The 15,858-nt window shown below is 71.2% G+C and carries 14 protein-coding genes; 5 read left to right on the forward strand and 9 right to left on the reverse strand.

Going from position 1 to position 15,858, the window contains the following annotated elements:
* From ACZ4VW_RS19200 to ACZ4VW_RS19220, 5 genes are all read right to left on the reverse strand, one after another.
* Positions 1 to 1,289 (reverse strand): cellulase family glycosylhydrolase (locus ACZ4VW_RS19200; RefSeq protein ID WP_467963830.1); only part of this gene is annotated, 1,289 nt, incomplete at its 3' end.
* Positions 1,290 to 1,591: 302 nt separating this feature from the next.
* Complete coding sequence (locus tag ACZ4VW_RS19205; RefSeq protein WP_467963832.1) at positions 1,592 to 2,233, reverse strand: hypothetical protein; 642 nt, start codon at positions 2,231 to 2,233, stop codon at positions 1,592 to 1,594.
* A 22-nt stretch (positions 2,234 to 2,255) separates the two neighbouring features.
* Positions 2,256 to 3,677, reverse strand: a complete 1,422-nt coding sequence (locus tag ACZ4VW_RS19210) for a flotillin family protein (RefSeq protein ID WP_467963834.1) — start codon at positions 3,675 to 3,677, stop codon at positions 2,256 to 2,258.
* Between the two features lie 58 nt (positions 3,678 to 3,735).
* A complete protein-coding gene (locus ACZ4VW_RS19215; protein ID WP_467963836.1) occupies positions 3,736 to 4,242 on the reverse strand; it encodes a hypothetical protein in 507 nt (168 codons plus the stop codon).
* Between the two features lie 145 nt (positions 4,243 to 4,387).
* Complete coding sequence (locus ACZ4VW_RS19220; RefSeq protein ID WP_467963839.1) at positions 4,388 to 5,296, reverse strand: MBL fold metallo-hydrolase; 909 nt, start codon at positions 5,294 to 5,296, stop codon at positions 4,388 to 4,390.
* Between the two features lie 133 nt (positions 5,297 to 5,429).
* Between ACZ4VW_RS19220 and ACZ4VW_RS19225 the strand changes: the two genes are divergently transcribed.
* The gene (locus ACZ4VW_RS19225) at positions 5,430 to 5,687 is read left to right on the forward strand and encodes an FAD-dependent monooxygenase (protein WP_467963841.1); all 258 of its coding nucleotides are present in this window, start codon (positions 5,430 to 5,432) and stop codon (positions 5,685 to 5,687) included.
* Positions 5,688 to 6,093: 406 nt separating this feature from the next.
* Here ACZ4VW_RS19225 and ACZ4VW_RS19230 read toward each other — a convergent pair whose 3' ends face one another.
* On the reverse strand, positions 6,094 to 7,218 hold the full coding sequence (locus ACZ4VW_RS19230) for a magnesium and cobalt transport protein CorA (RefSeq protein ID WP_467963843.1): 1,125 nt from the start codon (positions 7,216 to 7,218) through the stop codon (positions 6,094 to 6,096).
* A 182-nt stretch (positions 7,219 to 7,400) separates the two neighbouring features.
* Here ACZ4VW_RS19230 and ACZ4VW_RS19235 point away from each other — a divergent pair, with 182 nt between their 5' ends.
* Complete coding sequence (locus ACZ4VW_RS19235; RefSeq protein WP_467963845.1) at positions 7,401 to 8,561, forward strand: winged helix DNA-binding domain-containing protein; 1,161 nt, start codon at positions 7,401 to 7,403, stop codon at positions 8,559 to 8,561.
* Positions 8,562 to 8,684: 123 nt separating this feature from the next.
* Here the strand turns inward: ACZ4VW_RS19235 and ACZ4VW_RS19240 are convergent, their stop codons facing one another.
* Positions 8,685 to 9,500, reverse strand: coding sequence for a helix-turn-helix transcriptional regulator (locus tag ACZ4VW_RS19240; RefSeq protein WP_467963847.1), 816 nt, complete (start codon positions 9,498 to 9,500; stop codon positions 8,685 to 8,687).
* A 91-nt stretch (positions 9,501 to 9,591) separates the two neighbouring features.
* Here ACZ4VW_RS19240 and ACZ4VW_RS19245 point away from each other — a divergent pair, with 91 nt between their 5' ends.
* Together ACZ4VW_RS19245 and ACZ4VW_RS19250 are read left to right on the forward strand one after the other, a co-directional pair.
* Positions 9,592 to 11,268 carry an AMP-binding protein gene (locus tag ACZ4VW_RS19245; RefSeq protein WP_467963849.1) on the forward strand — a complete coding sequence of 559 codons (1,677 nt, stop codon included), beginning with the start codon at positions 9,592 to 9,594 and terminating at the stop codon, positions 11,266 to 11,268.
* Entirely contained in the window at positions 11,265 to 12,872 is a 1,608-nt protein-coding gene (locus ACZ4VW_RS19250) for an AMP-binding protein (protein WP_467963851.1), read from the forward strand. The genes ACZ4VW_RS19245 and ACZ4VW_RS19250 overlap by 4 nt, the downstream gene beginning before the upstream one ends.
* A gap of 57 nt (positions 12,873 to 12,929) precedes the next feature.
* Here the strand turns inward: ACZ4VW_RS19250 and ACZ4VW_RS19255 are convergent, their stop codons facing one another.
* Together ACZ4VW_RS19255 and ACZ4VW_RS19260 are read right to left on the reverse strand one after the other, a co-directional pair.
* Complete coding sequence (locus ACZ4VW_RS19255; protein WP_467963853.1) at positions 12,930 to 13,475, reverse strand: GNAT family N-acetyltransferase; 546 nt, start codon at positions 13,473 to 13,475, stop codon at positions 12,930 to 12,932.
* A 29-nt stretch (positions 13,476 to 13,504) separates the two neighbouring features.
* The gene (locus ACZ4VW_RS19260; RefSeq protein WP_467963855.1) at positions 13,505 to 14,239 is read right to left on the reverse strand and encodes a TIGR04222 domain-containing membrane protein; all 735 of its coding nucleotides are present in this window, start codon (positions 14,237 to 14,239) and stop codon (positions 13,505 to 13,507) included.
* 764 nt (positions 14,240 to 15,003) lie between these two features.
* On the opposite strand from ACZ4VW_RS19260, the gene ACZ4VW_RS19265 reads away from it, so the two are divergent.
* Entirely contained in the window at positions 15,004 to 15,828 is an 825-nt protein-coding gene (locus ACZ4VW_RS19265; protein WP_467963857.1) for a methyltransferase, read from the forward strand.
* The last annotated feature ends 30 nt before the right edge of the window (positions 15,829 to 15,858 follow it).

Below are 15,858 nucleotides of genomic sequence, written 5' to 3' on the forward strand. Positions count from 1 at the left end.
ACGACGCAGGAGCGGTTGTTCTCCCAGCCCCAGCCGTCCCCGTCGGGGTCGGAGGCGGAGCCGTGGACGCAGTACGGGTAGCCGTTGGGCGCCGTTCCACCGCCTGTGCCGCCGCCCGTGCCGGTGTCCGCCGAGCTGCCGCGGACGACGCAGGAGCGGTTGTTCTCCCAGCCCCAGCCGTCCCCGTCGGGGTCGGAGGCGGAGCCGTGGACGCAGTACGGGTAGCCGTTGGGCGCCGTCCCACCGCCCGTACCACCGCCGGTGCCGCCGCCCGTTCCGCCGTAGACGGTGGCGGTCCTGGACGTGGTGGCGATGCCGTCAGGGCCGTTGAAGAGGCGGTTGCCCCAGTTCGTCAGGGAGCCGGCGTCGAAGCCGTTGACCAGGTCGAGGTACTCGACCCCGCTGCCGTTGCCGCTCCACGACCAGCCGAGGTAGCCCACCCTGAGCGACTGGGCGGTCGCCATGATCGCGTTCTCGTCCGGGTTGCCGTCACTGTGCTGGTCGCCGAACTCCCCGACGACGATCGGGAGACCGTTGTTCACGAAGTGCCCGAGGTAGCTCTGCACCTCGGCGGCGGTGTCGTACACCCCGTACATGTGGATCGAGAAGATGGTGTTGCGGTCGGGGTCGGAGGCGAAGACCGCGGCGGCGTTGTTCCGCATGGTGTGCGACCAGTCCTGGCCCCAGTTGGGCGCGTCGACCATCAGGGCGTGGCCGATGCCCGCGTTCCGGAGCTTGCCGATGGCGTTCTTGGTGGCCTGCGTCCAGGCGGCGTGGTCGGTGTTGCCGAAGGGCTCGTTGCCGATGTTGACGACGACGTAGTTCTCCTGGCCCTGCAGCGCGCTCCTGATGCCGATCCAGTAGTCCGCCGCCCTGTCGAGGGAGGTGGCGGCGCCGTCCTCCCCGTAGCCGGTGGTGTCGTGCACCTCGAGCACACAGATCAGCTTGCTCGCCTTGCACCGGCCGATGAGGGAGGCGACTTCCTCCGTGCTCGTCCGGGTCCATCGGTCGCCGCTGCTGAGCACGACACGGACGGTGTTGGCGCCCTTGGCGGCGATGTCGGCGATCGAGCCGGTCCGGTCCGGGTACCAGGTGTGCGCGTGGTTGACGCCACGCATCACGAACTCGTTGCCGTTGGCCTCGTACACACGGCCGTTGCTGACCCGGATGCCCGTGGCGGCCGCCTCGGCCTCACCGGCGGGCCCGAGTACGGGCAGCAGGAGCCCTGCGACGCCGGCGATCGCAGCGCCGAGGGCCGTGAGCCACGTGCTGCGCGATGATTTCTTCATGCCTCTCCTCAAGGGGCGTTCTTGCGTGGGGGACCGGCCGGTCACCGAAGAGGGCAGCTTCTGACAACGTTGTCTTGCGATGGAGAGCAGCCAGACGAATGCCAAAGGAACGGCCGTTGTGCGGCGGAATTCCCTCTGGGTGGCGCGAGTTGGCCGGAGGTCCTCACCATGAGGCACTGCGCGTTCCTTCCGCGTCAATAGGCGGGTAATCGCGAATTCGCCTCGACCGCTAAACTCCCACTGAACCAAATGACTTTGGACGAGAAAGGGTTGCCCCGGCTTCCCGATACGCTTTACGGTCCTCATCGGGATTCGACCGCCCCGGGTGACGCGGACCGGATCACCGCGACGCAGCACAGCGCCGCGAGGGCGAGAGTCGCCGCCGCCGGCCCCGCGAGGGCCTCGGTGGCGGTGGCGGGAAGGACGCGGTCGGTCGGCGCGACGGCGCCCTCCGGGTCGAAGACCATCGCGAGGTGCCGGCCCGGGCGCGCAGCCGCGCCGCAGGTGCGCCACGCCTCGGTCGGGACCGGGGTGCCGTCCAGGAGGTGTACCGAGCAGGAGTTCTTGGCGTGGTTCCGTCCCTCGTGGCGGTGGACGTGAACCTCGGTCACCACCACCGTACGGCTCTCGCCGCGTGCCACGAGGACGGCCTGCGCGGTCATGCCCGGCAGCCACCAGGCGAGGGCCCCGGCGAGCAGGGCGACCGCGCCCACCAGGACCCGTCCCGCGTTCGTCGAGAAGAGGTACCACGCGCCGGCCAGGCCCACGACGACACCGACCGCCGTGCCCGCCGCGACGAAACCGGTCAGCGCACCCGTCACCGCCGCACCCGCGACCGGACCGGCTGTCAGGAGGCCGACGGCCAGGCCCTCCACGACCAGCCTGGCAGGCGGCCGTCCGGTGACGTTTGCCGTGCCCCACCAGAACGCCTTGTCGTCAGACACGCAGCTCCGCTCGTCGTCCCCGTCATCCCTTACCGACCTCGTCGCCGATCTCGACCGCCGTGCTCTCGGACACCGGCTTCTTCCGGGTGATGCCCTCGAGGAGCGAGGCCAGGTCGACTCCCGTCGTGGAGCTGAGGAGTTCCATGCCCTGGGCGACGTTGTCGGCGACCGTACGGGACAACTGGCTCGCCCCGTCCGTGGAGATCACCGTCATCTTGTCGATGGCGGACAGCGGTTCGGCTGCCTTGGCGACGACCTGGGGCAGGACCTCCACGAGCATCTGCAGGACGGCGGCGTCGCCGTACCGGGCGAAGGCGTCGGCCTTCTTACGCATGGCCTCCGCCTCGGCGGAGCCCCGGGCGGCGATGGCGGCGGCCTGGGCCTCGCCCTCGATGCGTACGGCGTCGGCGAGCGCCGCGCGGTGGGCCTTCTCGCCCTCACCGGTCAGGCGCGAGCGCTGGGCGTCGGCCTCGGCCTGCTTGACCAGGGCGACGCGGCGCGCCTCGGCCTCCTGCTCGGCCTGGTAGCGGGCGGCGTCGGCGGGCTTGCGGACCTGCGTGTCGAGCTGACGGTCGGTCAGTGCCGCCTGCCGCTCGGCGACCTTCTCCTGCTCGGCGAGGATCTGCTGCCGGCGGTCGGCTTCGGCGAGGGGACCGGCGGCGTTGGCCTGGGCGGCGGCCTCGTCGGTCTGGGCCTTGATCTCGGCCTGCTTCAGGTAGAGGGTCCGCTGCGCGATCGCGATCTCCTCCTCCGCCTTCAGCCGGGCCTGTTCGGCGGCGCGGCGGGCGACGGCCTCGGCGATGTCGGCCTCCTGCTTGGCGCGGGCGGCCTCGGGGCGGCCGAGGTCCTCCAGGTAGGAGCCTTCGGTGGTGATGTCCTGGATCTGGAAGGCGTCCAGGACCAGACCCTGCCCCGACAGGCTCGCCTCGGCCTCCTCCGCGACCTGGCCGGCGAACGCGGCGCGGTCGCGGATGATGTCCTCGACCGACATGCGGCCCACGATGGAGCGCAGCGCGCCCGACAGCACCTCCTGGGTGAAGCCGACGATCCCGTCCTGCTGCATGAGGAACCGCTGGGCGGCGGCCCGGATCGAGTCCTCTGTGCCACCGACCTTGACGATCGCGACCCCCTCCAGATTCGCCTTGACCCCCCGAAGGGTCACCGCGCCGCGCACGGCCACCGGAATGTGGCGGCTGGACAGGTCGAGCGTGAACTTCTGCTGCACGAAGGGGACGACGAACACGCCACCGCCGACCACGACCTTCTGGCCGCTGTTGTCGGTGAACACCCGTCCGGTGGCCGGATCGGTGGCCTGCTTGCCGCGTCGTCCGGTGATGATGAAGGCCTCGCTGGGCCCGGCGACCTTGTAGCGCGTGACGATGGCGAGGGCGAGCAGTACGACGAGTACGACGATGCCCACCACAGCGGTGAGGACAGGGCTCATGACGCACATCCCTTGAGACTGGATCCGACGGAAAGGTGCAACGGGGTACGGGGGAGGGTCAGAGCTCGACGGGACGCACGGCCACCGACGTCGGGGAGAGCACCGACTCGACCCAGACCTCGACGCCGCGCGGCACGGGGCGGGCGGACCTCGCCGCGTACTTGACCGGCTGACCGGCCAGGTACAGCAGCACCTCGCCGTATCCGCCGGCGGGAATCGCGGTGACCACCGAGCCCGTACTCCCGGTCAGGTCCTCACCCCTCGGTGCGGGCGCGGCTCCGTCGCGCATCAGCATCCGGCTGAACTTCCACGACAGCCGGCTCGCGACGACCCCCGCCGCCACACCCGCACCGGTGGCGACCCCCGCCCCCGTACCGGTGGTCCCCAGGACGATCGCGCCCGTGAAGCCGAGCGCGGACACGAACCCGGCGATCACCGGCAACGACAGGAATCCGTCCAGTCCCCCGCCGATCCCTTCGAGAACCCCCTCCAGCACCCCGTCCAGGACCAGGGACAGAACGAGCAGCACGAGTCCTGCCATGCCGAAACCGAGAAACCACGTCATGCCATGTCCCCTCGGTCCGCACGCGCAGGCCGTGCCGTTTCTGCCGTCGGCGGATGTTCCCACCGAAGCGCACGGCAGTTCATTGCCGGACTCCGGCAATCTTTACGCGTTCTTGATGCCGGTCACGCACACCACCGCCGACGGGTCACATGGCGCGGAACCGTCCTTCTTCGACCTCGGTGACCAGCCCCGCGCCGGTCAACCGCTCCAGGTGCTGCACCGCGGTCCGTCGCTCCACCGGCTGCACATGGGCGCCTTCGACGTGGGGCCGGTAGACCAGCCTGTGGTGGGCGATCTCCTCGACGGTCCGCGGTTCGTGGAGGAACGCCAGGAGGGTCGCGTCCCGTCTCTCCACCACCCCGACGAAGGCGTCGAGCCGCTCGGAGAACTCCGCGGCGCCCTCGATCACGCCCTTCTGGTGGGCCGTGCCGTACCAGCGGGCGTCGATCTCCCGGCACCGGCGCATGGACGCCTCGAAATCCGGGAGGCTGCTGCCGATGTCTCCGTAGTAGGGGCCGAACGACGTCAGATCGATGTCCGACACGAAGAGGAAGCCGTCCGGCTCGATCAGGAAGCCGCTGTGGCCCGGGGTGTGGCCGGGGAGATGCACGACGGTCACGGTGCGACCGCCGAGGTCGAACACGGCGCCGTCGGTGAATCCCTTCGCGTCGGGACGGTCCCGTACGTGGAACTGGTCGCGCAGCATCCGCTCCGTGTGCTCGGTGGCGTCCGGCGGTTGGTCGTAGTTGGCGGCCATGACCGCGCGAGAGCGCAGCGCGGCGAGGTCCTTCTCGTGGGTCTGGACGGGTACGTGGTCGTCGTAGTCGGCGAGACCCGCGACATGGTCCTCGTGCGCGTGGCTCACGAGAGCGAGGTCCGCGGGTGGTGCCGATCCGACGAGTGACAGCGACGGGTCGATGATCAGCGTCTCGGAGGTGCCGCGTACGAGCATGGAGTTGGCGTACGGGTAGGTGCCCCGCTCGGCGCCGACGAGCACGGTGACTCCGCCGTTCACTCCGCCGTACTGCGCTTCCGTGTACCCCGTCGTGAGCAAGGTCGGCACTCCTTCGTTCGCGCGGCGACGGGGGCATCGTCGTTTCCGGTCCGCCGGCCGGCGCGCCCCGCCCTTGACAATCAGTCATGCTCCTGACAGCAGTGGCATTGCACCACAAGGGGGCGATCAGCGCATGACCGAGCCCGAGAGCGCGAGGGACGACTACGACGTCGTCATCAGCGGAGCCGGCCTCGCCGGCAGTGCCGCGGCGATCCTGCTCGCCCGGCGCGGAGTCCGCCTCGCCCTGCTGGAACGCCGCTCGGACCCCGAGGCGTACAAGGTGCTGTGCACCCACTCCCTGACGGCCAACGCCTACCCGGTGCTGGACGAACTCGGACTCGTCGCCGCGCTGGAAAAGGCGGGCGCCGTCCGCAACGAGGCCCGCTGGTAGACCCGTTGGGGCTGGATCGAGCCGAGGGCCGCGCCGGAGGGCCCTGAGCTGCCGTACGCGTACAACCTCCGGCGCAGCACCCTCGATCCGTTGATCAGGTCCCGCGCGGGGGAGACCCCCGGCGTCGATCCGCTCCTCGGGCACATCTGTTCGCATCCCGCCTGATCAGCCCGGTGCGCTTCTTGAACCCCCTGGCGCCGGCCAAGGCCGCGGCCGTCAACATCCAGCACCGCCGGGCGTCAGCGGCCCCCGCCCGCTGACCGGCGCTGAGGGGGACGGTCGCTCCCGCTCACGCGGGTGGCGACCCGCGTCGCACCGGCCGTCCTCGCCGCCGCCCGGGCCGACCGCGGCGGCTGCTCCGCCCCGCCCGGACATGACAGCGGCACGGCACCCGTCCGACCGCCGGCTACAGCCAGTCCCGCCGCTTGAAGATGACGTAGAGACTCGTGCACACCACGGCCATCAGCAGGATCGCGAAGGGATAGCCACCCGCCCAGTGCAGCTCCGGCATGTTGTCGAAGTTCATGCCGTAGATCGTCCCGACCAGCGTGGGGGCGAAGAGGATGGCCGCCCACGAGGAGATCTTCTTGATCTCCTCGTTCTGCTCGAAGCCCGCCTCCGCCAGTGCCCGCATCTCCGCGTTCTGCTGCTGTGTCACCAGGGTCGCGTTCACCGTCAGGATCTCCGTCAGGGCCTGGCGGAAGCCGTCCACGCGTTCGCTCGTGTGGGTCACGTGGTCGGCGACGTCGCGGAGGTAGCGCTGCAGTTCCTCGTCCGTGCCGTACTTGGCGAAGCCCGCCATCAGGCCGTGCAGCATGCTCACCAGCGGGCGGGTGGCGCGCTGGAACTCGACCATCTCGCGGGAGAGTTCGTAGATGCGGCGGGAGACCGCCGGGTCGCCGCCGAAGACCTCCGTCTCGATCTCGTCGATGTCGTTCTGGACGCCAGCGACCACCGGGGCATAGCCGTCCACCACCGCGTCCAGGATCGCGTACAGCACCGCCTCGGGGCCCAGGGCCAGCAGGTCGGGGTTCTCCTCCATGCGGTGGCGGACCGCCGAGAGGTCGGGGGCCGCTCCGTGGCGGACCGTGATCACGAAGTCCTGGCCCACGAAGACGTGGAGCTCGCCGAAGTCCACCTCTTCCTGGGCGTCCAGATAGCGGGCCGCGCGCAGGACGACGAAGAGGGTGTCGCCGTAACGTTCCAGCTTGGGTCGCTGGTGCGCCTCCAGGGCGTCCTCGACGGCCAGCTCGTGGAGGTCGAACTCACCGGCCAGCGAATGGAGTTCGGACTCCGTCGGCCGATGCAGGCCGATCCACGCCATGCCGTCCGGGTACTCGCGCAGCTGCCGGAAGGTCTCGGCCAGGGTGGCGGGGGAGGACACCCGGCGGCCGTCCCGGTAGACGGTCGCCTGGACGACGGCCGGCCGGGCGGCCGGCGCGTCGGCCGCGGGGCCGGGCGGCCGCTCGGGCGGCGCGGCCGGGGGTTCCGGCTGGCGGCGCCAGGCGGCGCGGGGGCGGCGCTCCGACATCGTGGGTCCATCTCCCTGTACATGATCGGGGCCAGGGTCTCCCGGCAGGATATACGGGGCGAATTACGGCAGCGCGACGGCGCCGGGCCCGGCCCTTGCCCGGCTTGCGGACCGTACCTGTCCCCAGCCCTTGCCCGGCTTGCGGACCGTACCTGTCCGCAAGCCCGAGTAGCGTGCCGCACATGGCCTCCAAGACGACGAAGACGACGAAGGCGACGAAGATGTCGAAGGCCACGGTGACGACGCATCCGGTCCTCTCCCCCCGCGCGCTGGGCCGCGCCACGCTGGCCCGCCAGCTCCTCCTCGCCCCCGCCGCGATGTCCGCCAAGGACGCCGTCTCCCACCTCCTCGGCCTCCAGGCGCAGAACACCAAGCCGCCGTACGTCGCGCTCGCCGCCCGCCTCGAAGGCTTTCGCCCCGAGCACCTCTCCGCGCTCATGGAGTCCCGCGAGGTCGCCCGCATCGTCACCATGCGCTCCACCATCCACACCCACACCGCCGAGGACGTGCTCACCCTGCGACCCCTGGTCCAGGCCGCCCGCGACCGCGAGCTCGGTATCTTCCGCAAGGGCCTCGCCGGCGTCGACCTCGACCGGCTCGCCGCCCTCGCCCGCGCGTTCGTCGAGGAGCGGCCCCGCACGCCGAAGGAGATCCGCGAAACCCTCCTCGTCGAGTGGCCCGACGCAGACCCGCAGTCCCTCGGCGTCGCCGCGCGCTGTCTGCTCCCCCTCGTCCAGGTCACGCCGCGCGGCCTGTGGCGCCGGAGCGGGCAGGTCTCCCTGACGACGGCCGAGACCTGGCTCGGCCGTCCCGCCGCGCCCGTTCCCGCCCCCGACGACACCGTCCTGCGCTATCTCGCCGCGTTCGGCCCCGCCTCCGTCAAGGACATGCAGACCTGGTCCGGGCTCACCCGTCTCCGCGAAGCTTTCGAGCGCCTGCGGCCCCGGCTCCTCACCTTCCAGGACGAGCAGGGCGTCGAACTCTTCGACCTGCCCGACGCCCCGCGCCCCGCCGAGGACACCCCCGCCCCGCCGCGCTTCCTCCCCGAATTCGACAACCTGCTCCTCTCCCACGCCGACCGCAGCCGCGTCCTCTCCCCGGAGGCCAGGCGCCGCACCTGGAAGGGCAGCCAGGCGTACTGCGTCTTCCTGCTCGACGGCCTCCTCGCCGGCCTCTGGCGCCTGGAGGAGACCAAGGAGCGCACGACGATGACCATCCAGCCCTTCGGCAGTCCGACCAGGACCCAGCGCGCCGAACTGGAGGCGGAGGCCGAGCGCATGCTGGGGGTGCTGGCCCGGCCGGACCTTCCGTACGAGGCGGGGTTCGGCACCGTGGAGTCCTAGGGGGTGTCTTGCCGATCTTGCCGGGCCCGCGACGCCCGGCCCCGTCCTGCGCGCGGACGGCGACACGGAAACTCCCGGCGGGCGCCCCCCGGCACCCGGCCCCGGCACCCGGCCCCGACATCCCTACGGCAGCACCCCCGCCCTCCGCGCCGCCACCACCGCCTCCAGTCGCGTGTGCGCACCCAGCTTCCGCATGGTGGAGCGGAGGTAGCCCTTCACCGTTTCCGGGCGCAGGCCCAGACGGGCCGCCGCCGCCGCGTTCGTCGCTCCCGAGGCCACCGCCGCCAGCACGTCCAGCTCGCGCGGTGTCAGCGACACGCCCGGTCGGCGTTCCGGCTCCGCCGAGGCCGTCTCCAGCCGGCCGCACACCGCCAGCAGCCGCGCCCGCAGCCGCGGGTCCGCGATCTGCGGGGCCAGTTCGCGCAGCTCGCCGTGTGCCTGGCGGACCTCCTCCCACGACGGGCCCGCGGCCGGCGCCGCCGGTGGCCGCCGCACCTCGTCCCGTACCGCCAGCGCCTGTTCGACGTCCCGCGCCGCCGCCACCACCGCGTCGGCGACGCGCTCACCCAGCGGCAGGGCGTCCCGCAGCGCCCCGTACAGCACCCCGCGCACCCTGCGCCGTACGACCACGGGCACCGCGATCACCGAGCGCAGGCCCTCCGCCGACACCGGACCGTCGTACTCGTGTGTGATGTGCCGCGCCGACGGATAGTCGACGACCGCGCACGGCCGCGCCAGGGCCAGGCACTTCCCGCCCAGGCCGCTGCCCGCCGAGATCGCGAGTCCGCGCAGGGCCGGAGTGACGGTGCCGTTCAGCTCCGTGATGTGCAGCGGCCTGCCCTCGTGCAGCAGTCCGCCGAAGACCACCTGCAGTCCGGTGGTCCGGCGCAGCCGCAGCAGAGCTCCGCGCATCTCCACCGCATCCGTCCGCTCGGGCACGCGACCACTCCTTCACCCCCGAACGGGGGTAGTGAGACCTGGGTCACTGATTACACGATGTCCGGGACCGGTCCCGCAACGAGGAGGACACATGACGGCTACCACGGCGACGGAGAGGTTCCGGGCCGCCCGCGACTTCCTGCTGCAGCACCGCGAGGACTACGAGACGGCCTACGACGGCTTCGCCTGGCCCCGCCCCGAACGGTTCAACTGGGCCCTGGAGTGGTTCGACGTCATCGCGGCCGGCAACGACAGGACCGCCCTCCACATCGTCGAGGAGGACGGCACCGAGACGCGCCTCAGCTTCGCCGAGATGAGCGAACGCTCCCACCGCGCCGCCAACTGGCTGCGCGCACAAGGGGTTCGGGCCGGCGACCGGATCATCGTCATGCTCGGCAACCAGGCCGAGCTGTGGGAGACCGCGCTCGCCGCCATGAAGCTGCGCGCCGTCGTCATCCCGGCCACCCCGCTCCTCGGCCCCGCCGACCTGCGGGACCGTGTCGAGCGCGGCCGGGCCCGTCATGTGATCGTGCGCGCCGAGGACACCGCGAAGTTCGACGACGTGCCGGGGGAGTACACCCGGATCGTCGTCGGGGGAGGGCGCGACGGCTGGCTCCCGTACGAGGAGGCCGCCGGCGCCTTCGGCACCTTCGAGGCCGACGGAGTCACCCGCGCCGACGACCCGCTGATGCTGTACTTCACCTCCGGCACGACGGCCCGGCCCAAGCTCGTCGAGCACACCCACACGTCGTACCCCGTCGGCCACCTCGCCACCATGTACTGGATCGGCCTCAAGCCCGGCGACGTGCATCTGAACATCTCCTCGCCGGGCTGGGCCAAGCACGCCTGGTCCAACCTCTTCGCCCCGTGGAACGCCGAGGCGACCGTCTTCATCCACAATTACACCCGCTTCGACGCGGCCCGCCTGATGGCCGAGATGGACCGGAACGGCGTCACCAGCTTCTGTGCCCCGCCGACCGTCTGGCGCATGCTGATCCAGGCCGACCTGACGCAGCTGAAGAACCCGCCGCGGGAGGTCGTCGCCGCAGGAGAGCCGCTCAACCCGGAAGTGATCGAGTCCGTGCGCCGCGCCTGGGGCGTCACCGTCCGCGACGGATTCGGCCAGACCGAGACGGCCGTCCAGGTCTCCAACAGCCCCGGCCAGCGCCTCAAGGAAGGCTCCATGGGCCGGCCGAGCCCCGGCTTCCGGGTCACCCTGGTCGACCCGGTGAGCGGCACGGCGGACGTGGACGAGGGCGAGATCTGTCTGGACCTCGCCACCGACCCGGTCGGCCTGATGACCGGCTACCACGGCGACCCGGAGCGCACGGCCGAGGCGATGGCCGGCGGCTACTACCGCACCGGTGACATCGGCTCCCGCGACGCCGAGGGCTACATCACCTACGTCGGGCGGGCCGACGACGTCTTCAAGGCCAGTGACTACAAGATCAGCCCCTTCGAGCTGGAGAGCGCGCTCCTGGAGCACGAGGCGGTGGCCGAGGCCGCGGTCGTCCCGGCCCCGGATCCCCTGCGGCTCGCCGTCCCGAAGGCGTACGTCGTCCTCGCGGACGGCTGGGAGCCGGGCGAGGACACGGCGAAGGCGCTCTTCGCGCACTCGCGCGCGGTGCTCGCCCCGTACAAGCGGGTCCGGCGCATCGAGTTCGCCGAGCTGCCGAAGACGGTCTCGGGGAAGATCCGCCGGATCGAGCTGCGCGAGCGTACGGCGAAGGGCGAGGGCACGGAGTACGCGGAGGGGGACCTCGCATGACCCTCTCCTACGCACACGGGGCGAGCTCCACCGAGCTCCTCGGCGACACCATCGGCGCCAACCTCGACCGAGCCGTCGCGGCCTGGCCCGAGCGCGAGGCGCTCGTCGACGTCCCGACCGGGCGCCGCTGGACGTACGCCGAATTCGGCGCGGATGTCGCGAGGTTGGCGGACGCGCTGCTCGGCAGCGGGGTCGGCAAGGGGGACCGGGTCGGAATCTGGGCGGTGAACTGCGCCGAGTGGATGCTCGTGCAGTACGCCACCGCCCGCATCGGCGCCGTCATGGTGAACATCAACCCGGCCTACCGGGCGCACGAGGTGGAGTACGTGCTCCGGCAGGCCGGGATCTCCCTGCTCTTCGCCTCCCTCGCGCACAGGACGAGCGACTACCGGGCGATGGTCGAGCAGGTCGGCCCGAACTGCCCGGAGCTGCGGGAGACCGTCTACATCGGCGATCCGAGCTGGGACGCGCTGCTCACCCGTACGGCGGGGGACCGGCGGCCGGCGGAGCTGTCCTGCGACGAACCGGTCAACATCCAGTACACCTCGGGGACCACGGGATTCCCCAAGGGCGCGACCCTCTCCCACCACAACATCCTCAACAACGGCTATTTCGTGGGCGAGATGATCGCCTACACCGAGCGGGACCGGATCTGTGTCCCCGTCCCGTTCTACCACTGCTTCGGCATGGTGATGGGGAACCTCGCGGCCACCTCCCACGGCGCCTGCGTGGTCATCCCGGCACCGTCCTTCGACCCCGCGGCCACCCTCCGCGCGGTCGAGCGGGAGCGCTGCACCTCGCTCTACGGCGTGCCGACCATGTTCATCGCGGAGCTGAACCTCCCCGACTTCGCCTCGTACGACCTCTCCACACTGCGCACCGGGATCATGGCGGGCTCGCCCTGCCCGGTGGAGGTGATGAAGCGGGTGGTCACCGAGATGAACATGGCGGAGGTGTCGATCTGTTACGGGATGACGGAGACCTCGCCCGTCTCCACCCAGACCAGGATCGACGACGACCTGGAGCGCCGCACGGGCACGGTGGGGCGGGTCATGCCGCATGTGGAGGTGAAGATCGTCGACCCGGTGGACGGCACGACGCGGCCGCGCGGGGAGGCGGGCGAGCTCTGCACCCGCGGCTACGGCGTGATGCTCGGCTACTGGAACGATCCCGAGAGGACGGCCGAGGCCGTCGACGCGGGCCGCTGGATGCACACCGGCGACCTGGCGGTGATGCGCGAGGACGGCTACGTCCAGATCGTCGGCCGCATCAAGGACATGATCATCCGTGGTGGGGAGAACGTGTACCCGCGGGAGATCGAGGAGTTCCTGCACGGATACGAGAAGATCGCCGACGTCCAGGTCGTCGGGGTCCCCGACGACCGGTACGGCGAGGAGATCCTGGCCTGCGTGATCCCGTGCGACCCCGCGGACCCGCCGACCCTGGACGACATCACGGCGTACTGCCGCGACCGTCTGGCGCACTACAAGGTCCCGCGCCGGGTGGAGATCCTCGCGGAGTTCCCGATGACCGTGAGCGGCAAGGTGCGGAAGGTGGAGCTGCGCCGGCGGTACGGGGACGGGGGCGCGGAGGAGGAGGGATGACGGGGCTTCACCGAGGCGTTCCCTGCCGCTCAGGGCCCGCTCGTCGGGGCGGCGCCGTCACCCGTCCGACGGCGGGCGGGCGGGGGCGGCGCCCAGTTCGCGGCGCATGCACACCCGGGGCCAGGTCGCCAGGCCGTGAGCGGCCTCGGCCCGCTGGATGGCCCGCAGGCCGGCCGTGAGCGCCGGGTCCGTGTCGGCGAGGGCGCGGAAGCCGAGGCGCGTGTAGTACGGGGCGTTCCACGGCACCTCGTCGAAGGTGGTCAGCGTCAGGGCGGTCAGCCCCTGCCGCGCCGCCCCGGTCGCCAGGTGCTCGATGAGCGAGCGTCCGATGCCGCGACGGGAGGCGGCCGGGTGCACCGAGACCTGCTCGATGTGGGCCGCCCCGTCGACGGGGTCCGTGAGCAGGTACCCGACGGGAAGGTCGCCCGCGTCGACCGCCACCCAGGCGCGCCCGGCCCGCCGGTAGGTGTCCAGGACGTCCAGGGGCAGGGGTTCGTCGTCGGCGATGACCGCCATGCCGAGGGAGCGGAAGGGTTCACCCGCGGCCCGTTCGATGTCCTGGAGCAACGGGAGTTCGGCCGGCGTGGCCGCTCGGATGCGCATACGACGAGTATGGCGCGGTCTCCAAGCGGTCAGGAGCGGTCGGGGCGGTCCGGGGCCAGAAGCCCGCCGTCCCGTGAGAAACGGGGGAGGAAGAGGGCCAGCGCGGGGTCGCCGTACAGGGCGACGTACAGCTGGACCAGCTCTCCGTCGGTGACCTCGGAGCGGTGCGCGGGCAGCGGGTGCCGCTCGCGCAGCTCCGCGAGGAGCCGGTGCGCGGCACGCGACGTCGGCGCCGCCACGAACAGGGCGGCCGCCGCCAGGACCGGTACGGCGCCCATGCCGAGGGCCAGGGTGAGGACGGCCCCCGTGGGCAGCGCGGTCAGCAGCCCCGCGGCCACCGTGAGCGGCACGCACCCGAGCAGGACACGCACGACCGTGACCCGTTCCGGCGGCCGGACCAGCCCGGCCCGCCCCAGCTCGGCCCACAGCGCGTCGACGGCCCGGCGCGCCGGCGGGCGCGAGGCCAACGTCCTTATGTCAAGGGCTCGTTGGAGGGAGCGGTGCACTCCGAGCTGCACCGGGTCGCGGGTCTGTCCCGGCCCACCATTGGCGCGAATGGTCCCCTTGCGGCCGGCGGCGACCGCGCCCCGCTGGTGGAGGGCGACGAGCGCCACGGTGACGGCGGCCCGCCGTCCGCCCCGCAGGAGGGCGAGCGCCTGCGGGGAGAGCTCCACCCCTCGCGGGCTGCGGTTTCGCGACAGATAGGCCGCGGCGGCCAGTTGGCCGCAGGCCGCGGCAAGGAACCACCACATCTCGATCGGCATCACGCCCACCCCCCAAGGGAGTTGTGCCCACGAGAAGCTTGATCGTCACGCGGCGGATGGCCGGATCTCGTGGCCCGCAACGCCCGGTTGTGGAGGGATATCCACCCTTTCCAAGCTCGGAATCATTTATTCCGAGCACCGTACAACTTTCCCGTTGTGTAATTGCCCGATCGCCGGAGGTTGACGGGTGGCATTGCCGATCATTAGCTTGTCGCATGCCGCGCACACCATGCCCGGCCGCACACATCGAAATACTGCTCGACTCCCCGCAGAGGATCACCCCTTCCTCGCAGGTCCGCATACGGTAACCCGCCAGCCGGAGGCAGTACGTTGTATGAACACCCGACCACGGGTGGGTTTGCGCTTATGGCGTTCCCCCCACCCGTTCAGTCCTTCACGCACCTTTTTCACCCCCGCTGGGCCCCACTGATCTCTGCAGTGGCCTCTGAAGCGAGCCAGGCGGCGGTGTTCTGACGGTCGTCCCTGGAGACGGCCCTCCTCTGCGATTGCGGATCAATACCACGTCCGGCATGCCTCGCGTGCTCTTTTCGACACACGCGTACATGCCCTGAGACGTGTCATGTCCATGCCTTGACGGCTGGTTTCCCTGTCAATTCTTCTTTTCTCGCTCTGCCCTGCCCTGCCCTGCCCTGCGCGCCCCGGTTCTGCCTGCCTTTTCGGTCCGGCGTGCATGGGTCCGTACATGTCCGGCGCAGGTGAATTCAGGCTGTCCGTCATACACGAGTCGAAAGGTCCCGGCTGAGATGACCCACGCCCCCACGAAGGTGCTCACCAGGAAGCGCGTCCTGCCCGTCGGCGAGAACGGATCCCTCTGGGCCGCGAGGCCGTCCTTCGGAGTCTTCGAGTTCCGCGGCAGAAAGCTGCGCATCGGCGTCGACGACCCCTCCGAGGTGCTCTTCCCCACCGACTGCGGCCTCAGCCTGGTCGCCGCGCTCGACGGCGAGCACGCCCTGGACCTCGAAGGTGTCCGTGCGCTCGACGTGGGCTGCGGATCCGGCCTCTACACCGTCGCCCTGCTCGCCGCCGGCGCCGCGCACGTGACCGCCCTGGACATCAACGCGGCCTCGGCCCCCGAGACCCGGGCCAACGTCGAGCTCAACGGCCTGGACACCGGCCGCCTGTCGTGTGTCACGGCCGACCTGGCGCTGTACGTGCCCGACCGGAAGTTCGACCTGGTCGTCACCAACCCGCCGCACCTGCCCCACGACCCGAGCTACTCCACCGACAACGGCCTGGAGACGGCCCTGGTGGCGGGCCGGAACGGCCGGGCGCTGTACGACGCCGTCGTCGCGCGGATGGACGATCTCCTCGCCCCCGGCGGCCGGCTGATCATGGCGCATTCCTCGCTGGCCGACGTGCCGCGCACCATCGCCGACCTGGAGATGCGCGGTTACGAATGGCGCACGCTCGAAGTCTGCGAGATGGACATTCCGCTGCTGGCGTACGCCGAACACAAGGAGACCATGCTCGGCATTCTCGAGGCGCAGCGTGCGATCGGCAGCGCCGAATTCGAGGGCGAGCGGTTCACGGTCCACGCGCTGGAGTTCCGGCGGCCGGCGGACGCCTGACGCGCGTCAGGGGACTCCGGAGGTGAGTTC

The sequence above is a fragment of the Streptomyces sp. NPDC029139 genome, assembly GCF_055564335.1.

Bases quoted from the DNA above. Each gene is read 5' to 3' on its own strand.
- ACZ4VW_RS19210 (WP_467963834.1), bottom strand. From the start codon at position 3,677: ATGAGCCCTGTCCTCACCGCTGTGGTGGGCATCGTCGTACTCGTCGTA.
- ACZ4VW_RS19215 (WP_467963836.1), bottom strand. From the start codon at position 4,242: ATGACGTGGTTTCTCGGTTTCGGCATGGCAGGACTCGTGCTGCTCGTT.
- ACZ4VW_RS19225 (WP_467963841.1), top strand. From the start codon at position 5,430: ATGACCGAGCCCGAGAGCGCGAGGGACGACTACGACGTCGTCATCAGC.
- ACZ4VW_RS19230 (WP_467963843.1), bottom strand. From the start codon at position 7,218: ATGTCGGAGCGCCGCCCCCGCGCCGCCTGGCGCCGCCAGCCGGAACCC.
- ACZ4VW_RS19235 (WP_467963845.1), top strand. From the start codon at position 7,401: ATGGCCTCCAAGACGACGAAGACGACGAAGGCGACGAAGATGTCGAAG.
- ACZ4VW_RS19245 (WP_467963849.1), top strand. From the start codon at position 9,592: ATGACGGCTACCACGGCGACGGAGAGGTTCCGGGCCGCCCGCGACTTC.
- ACZ4VW_RS19250 (WP_467963851.1), top strand. From the start codon at position 11,265: ATGACCCTCTCCTACGCACACGGGGCGAGCTCCACCGAGCTCCTCGGC.
- ACZ4VW_RS19255 (WP_467963853.1), bottom strand. From the start codon at position 13,475: ATGCGCATCCGAGCGGCCACGCCGGCCGAACTCCCGTTGCTCCAGGAC.
- ACZ4VW_RS19260 (WP_467963855.1), bottom strand. From the start codon at position 14,239: ATGCCGATCGAGATGTGGTGGTTCCTTGCCGCGGCCTGCGGCCAACTG.
- ACZ4VW_RS19265 (WP_467963857.1), top strand. From the start codon at position 15,004: ATGACCCACGCCCCCACGAAGGTGCTCACCAGGAAGCGCGTCCTGCCC.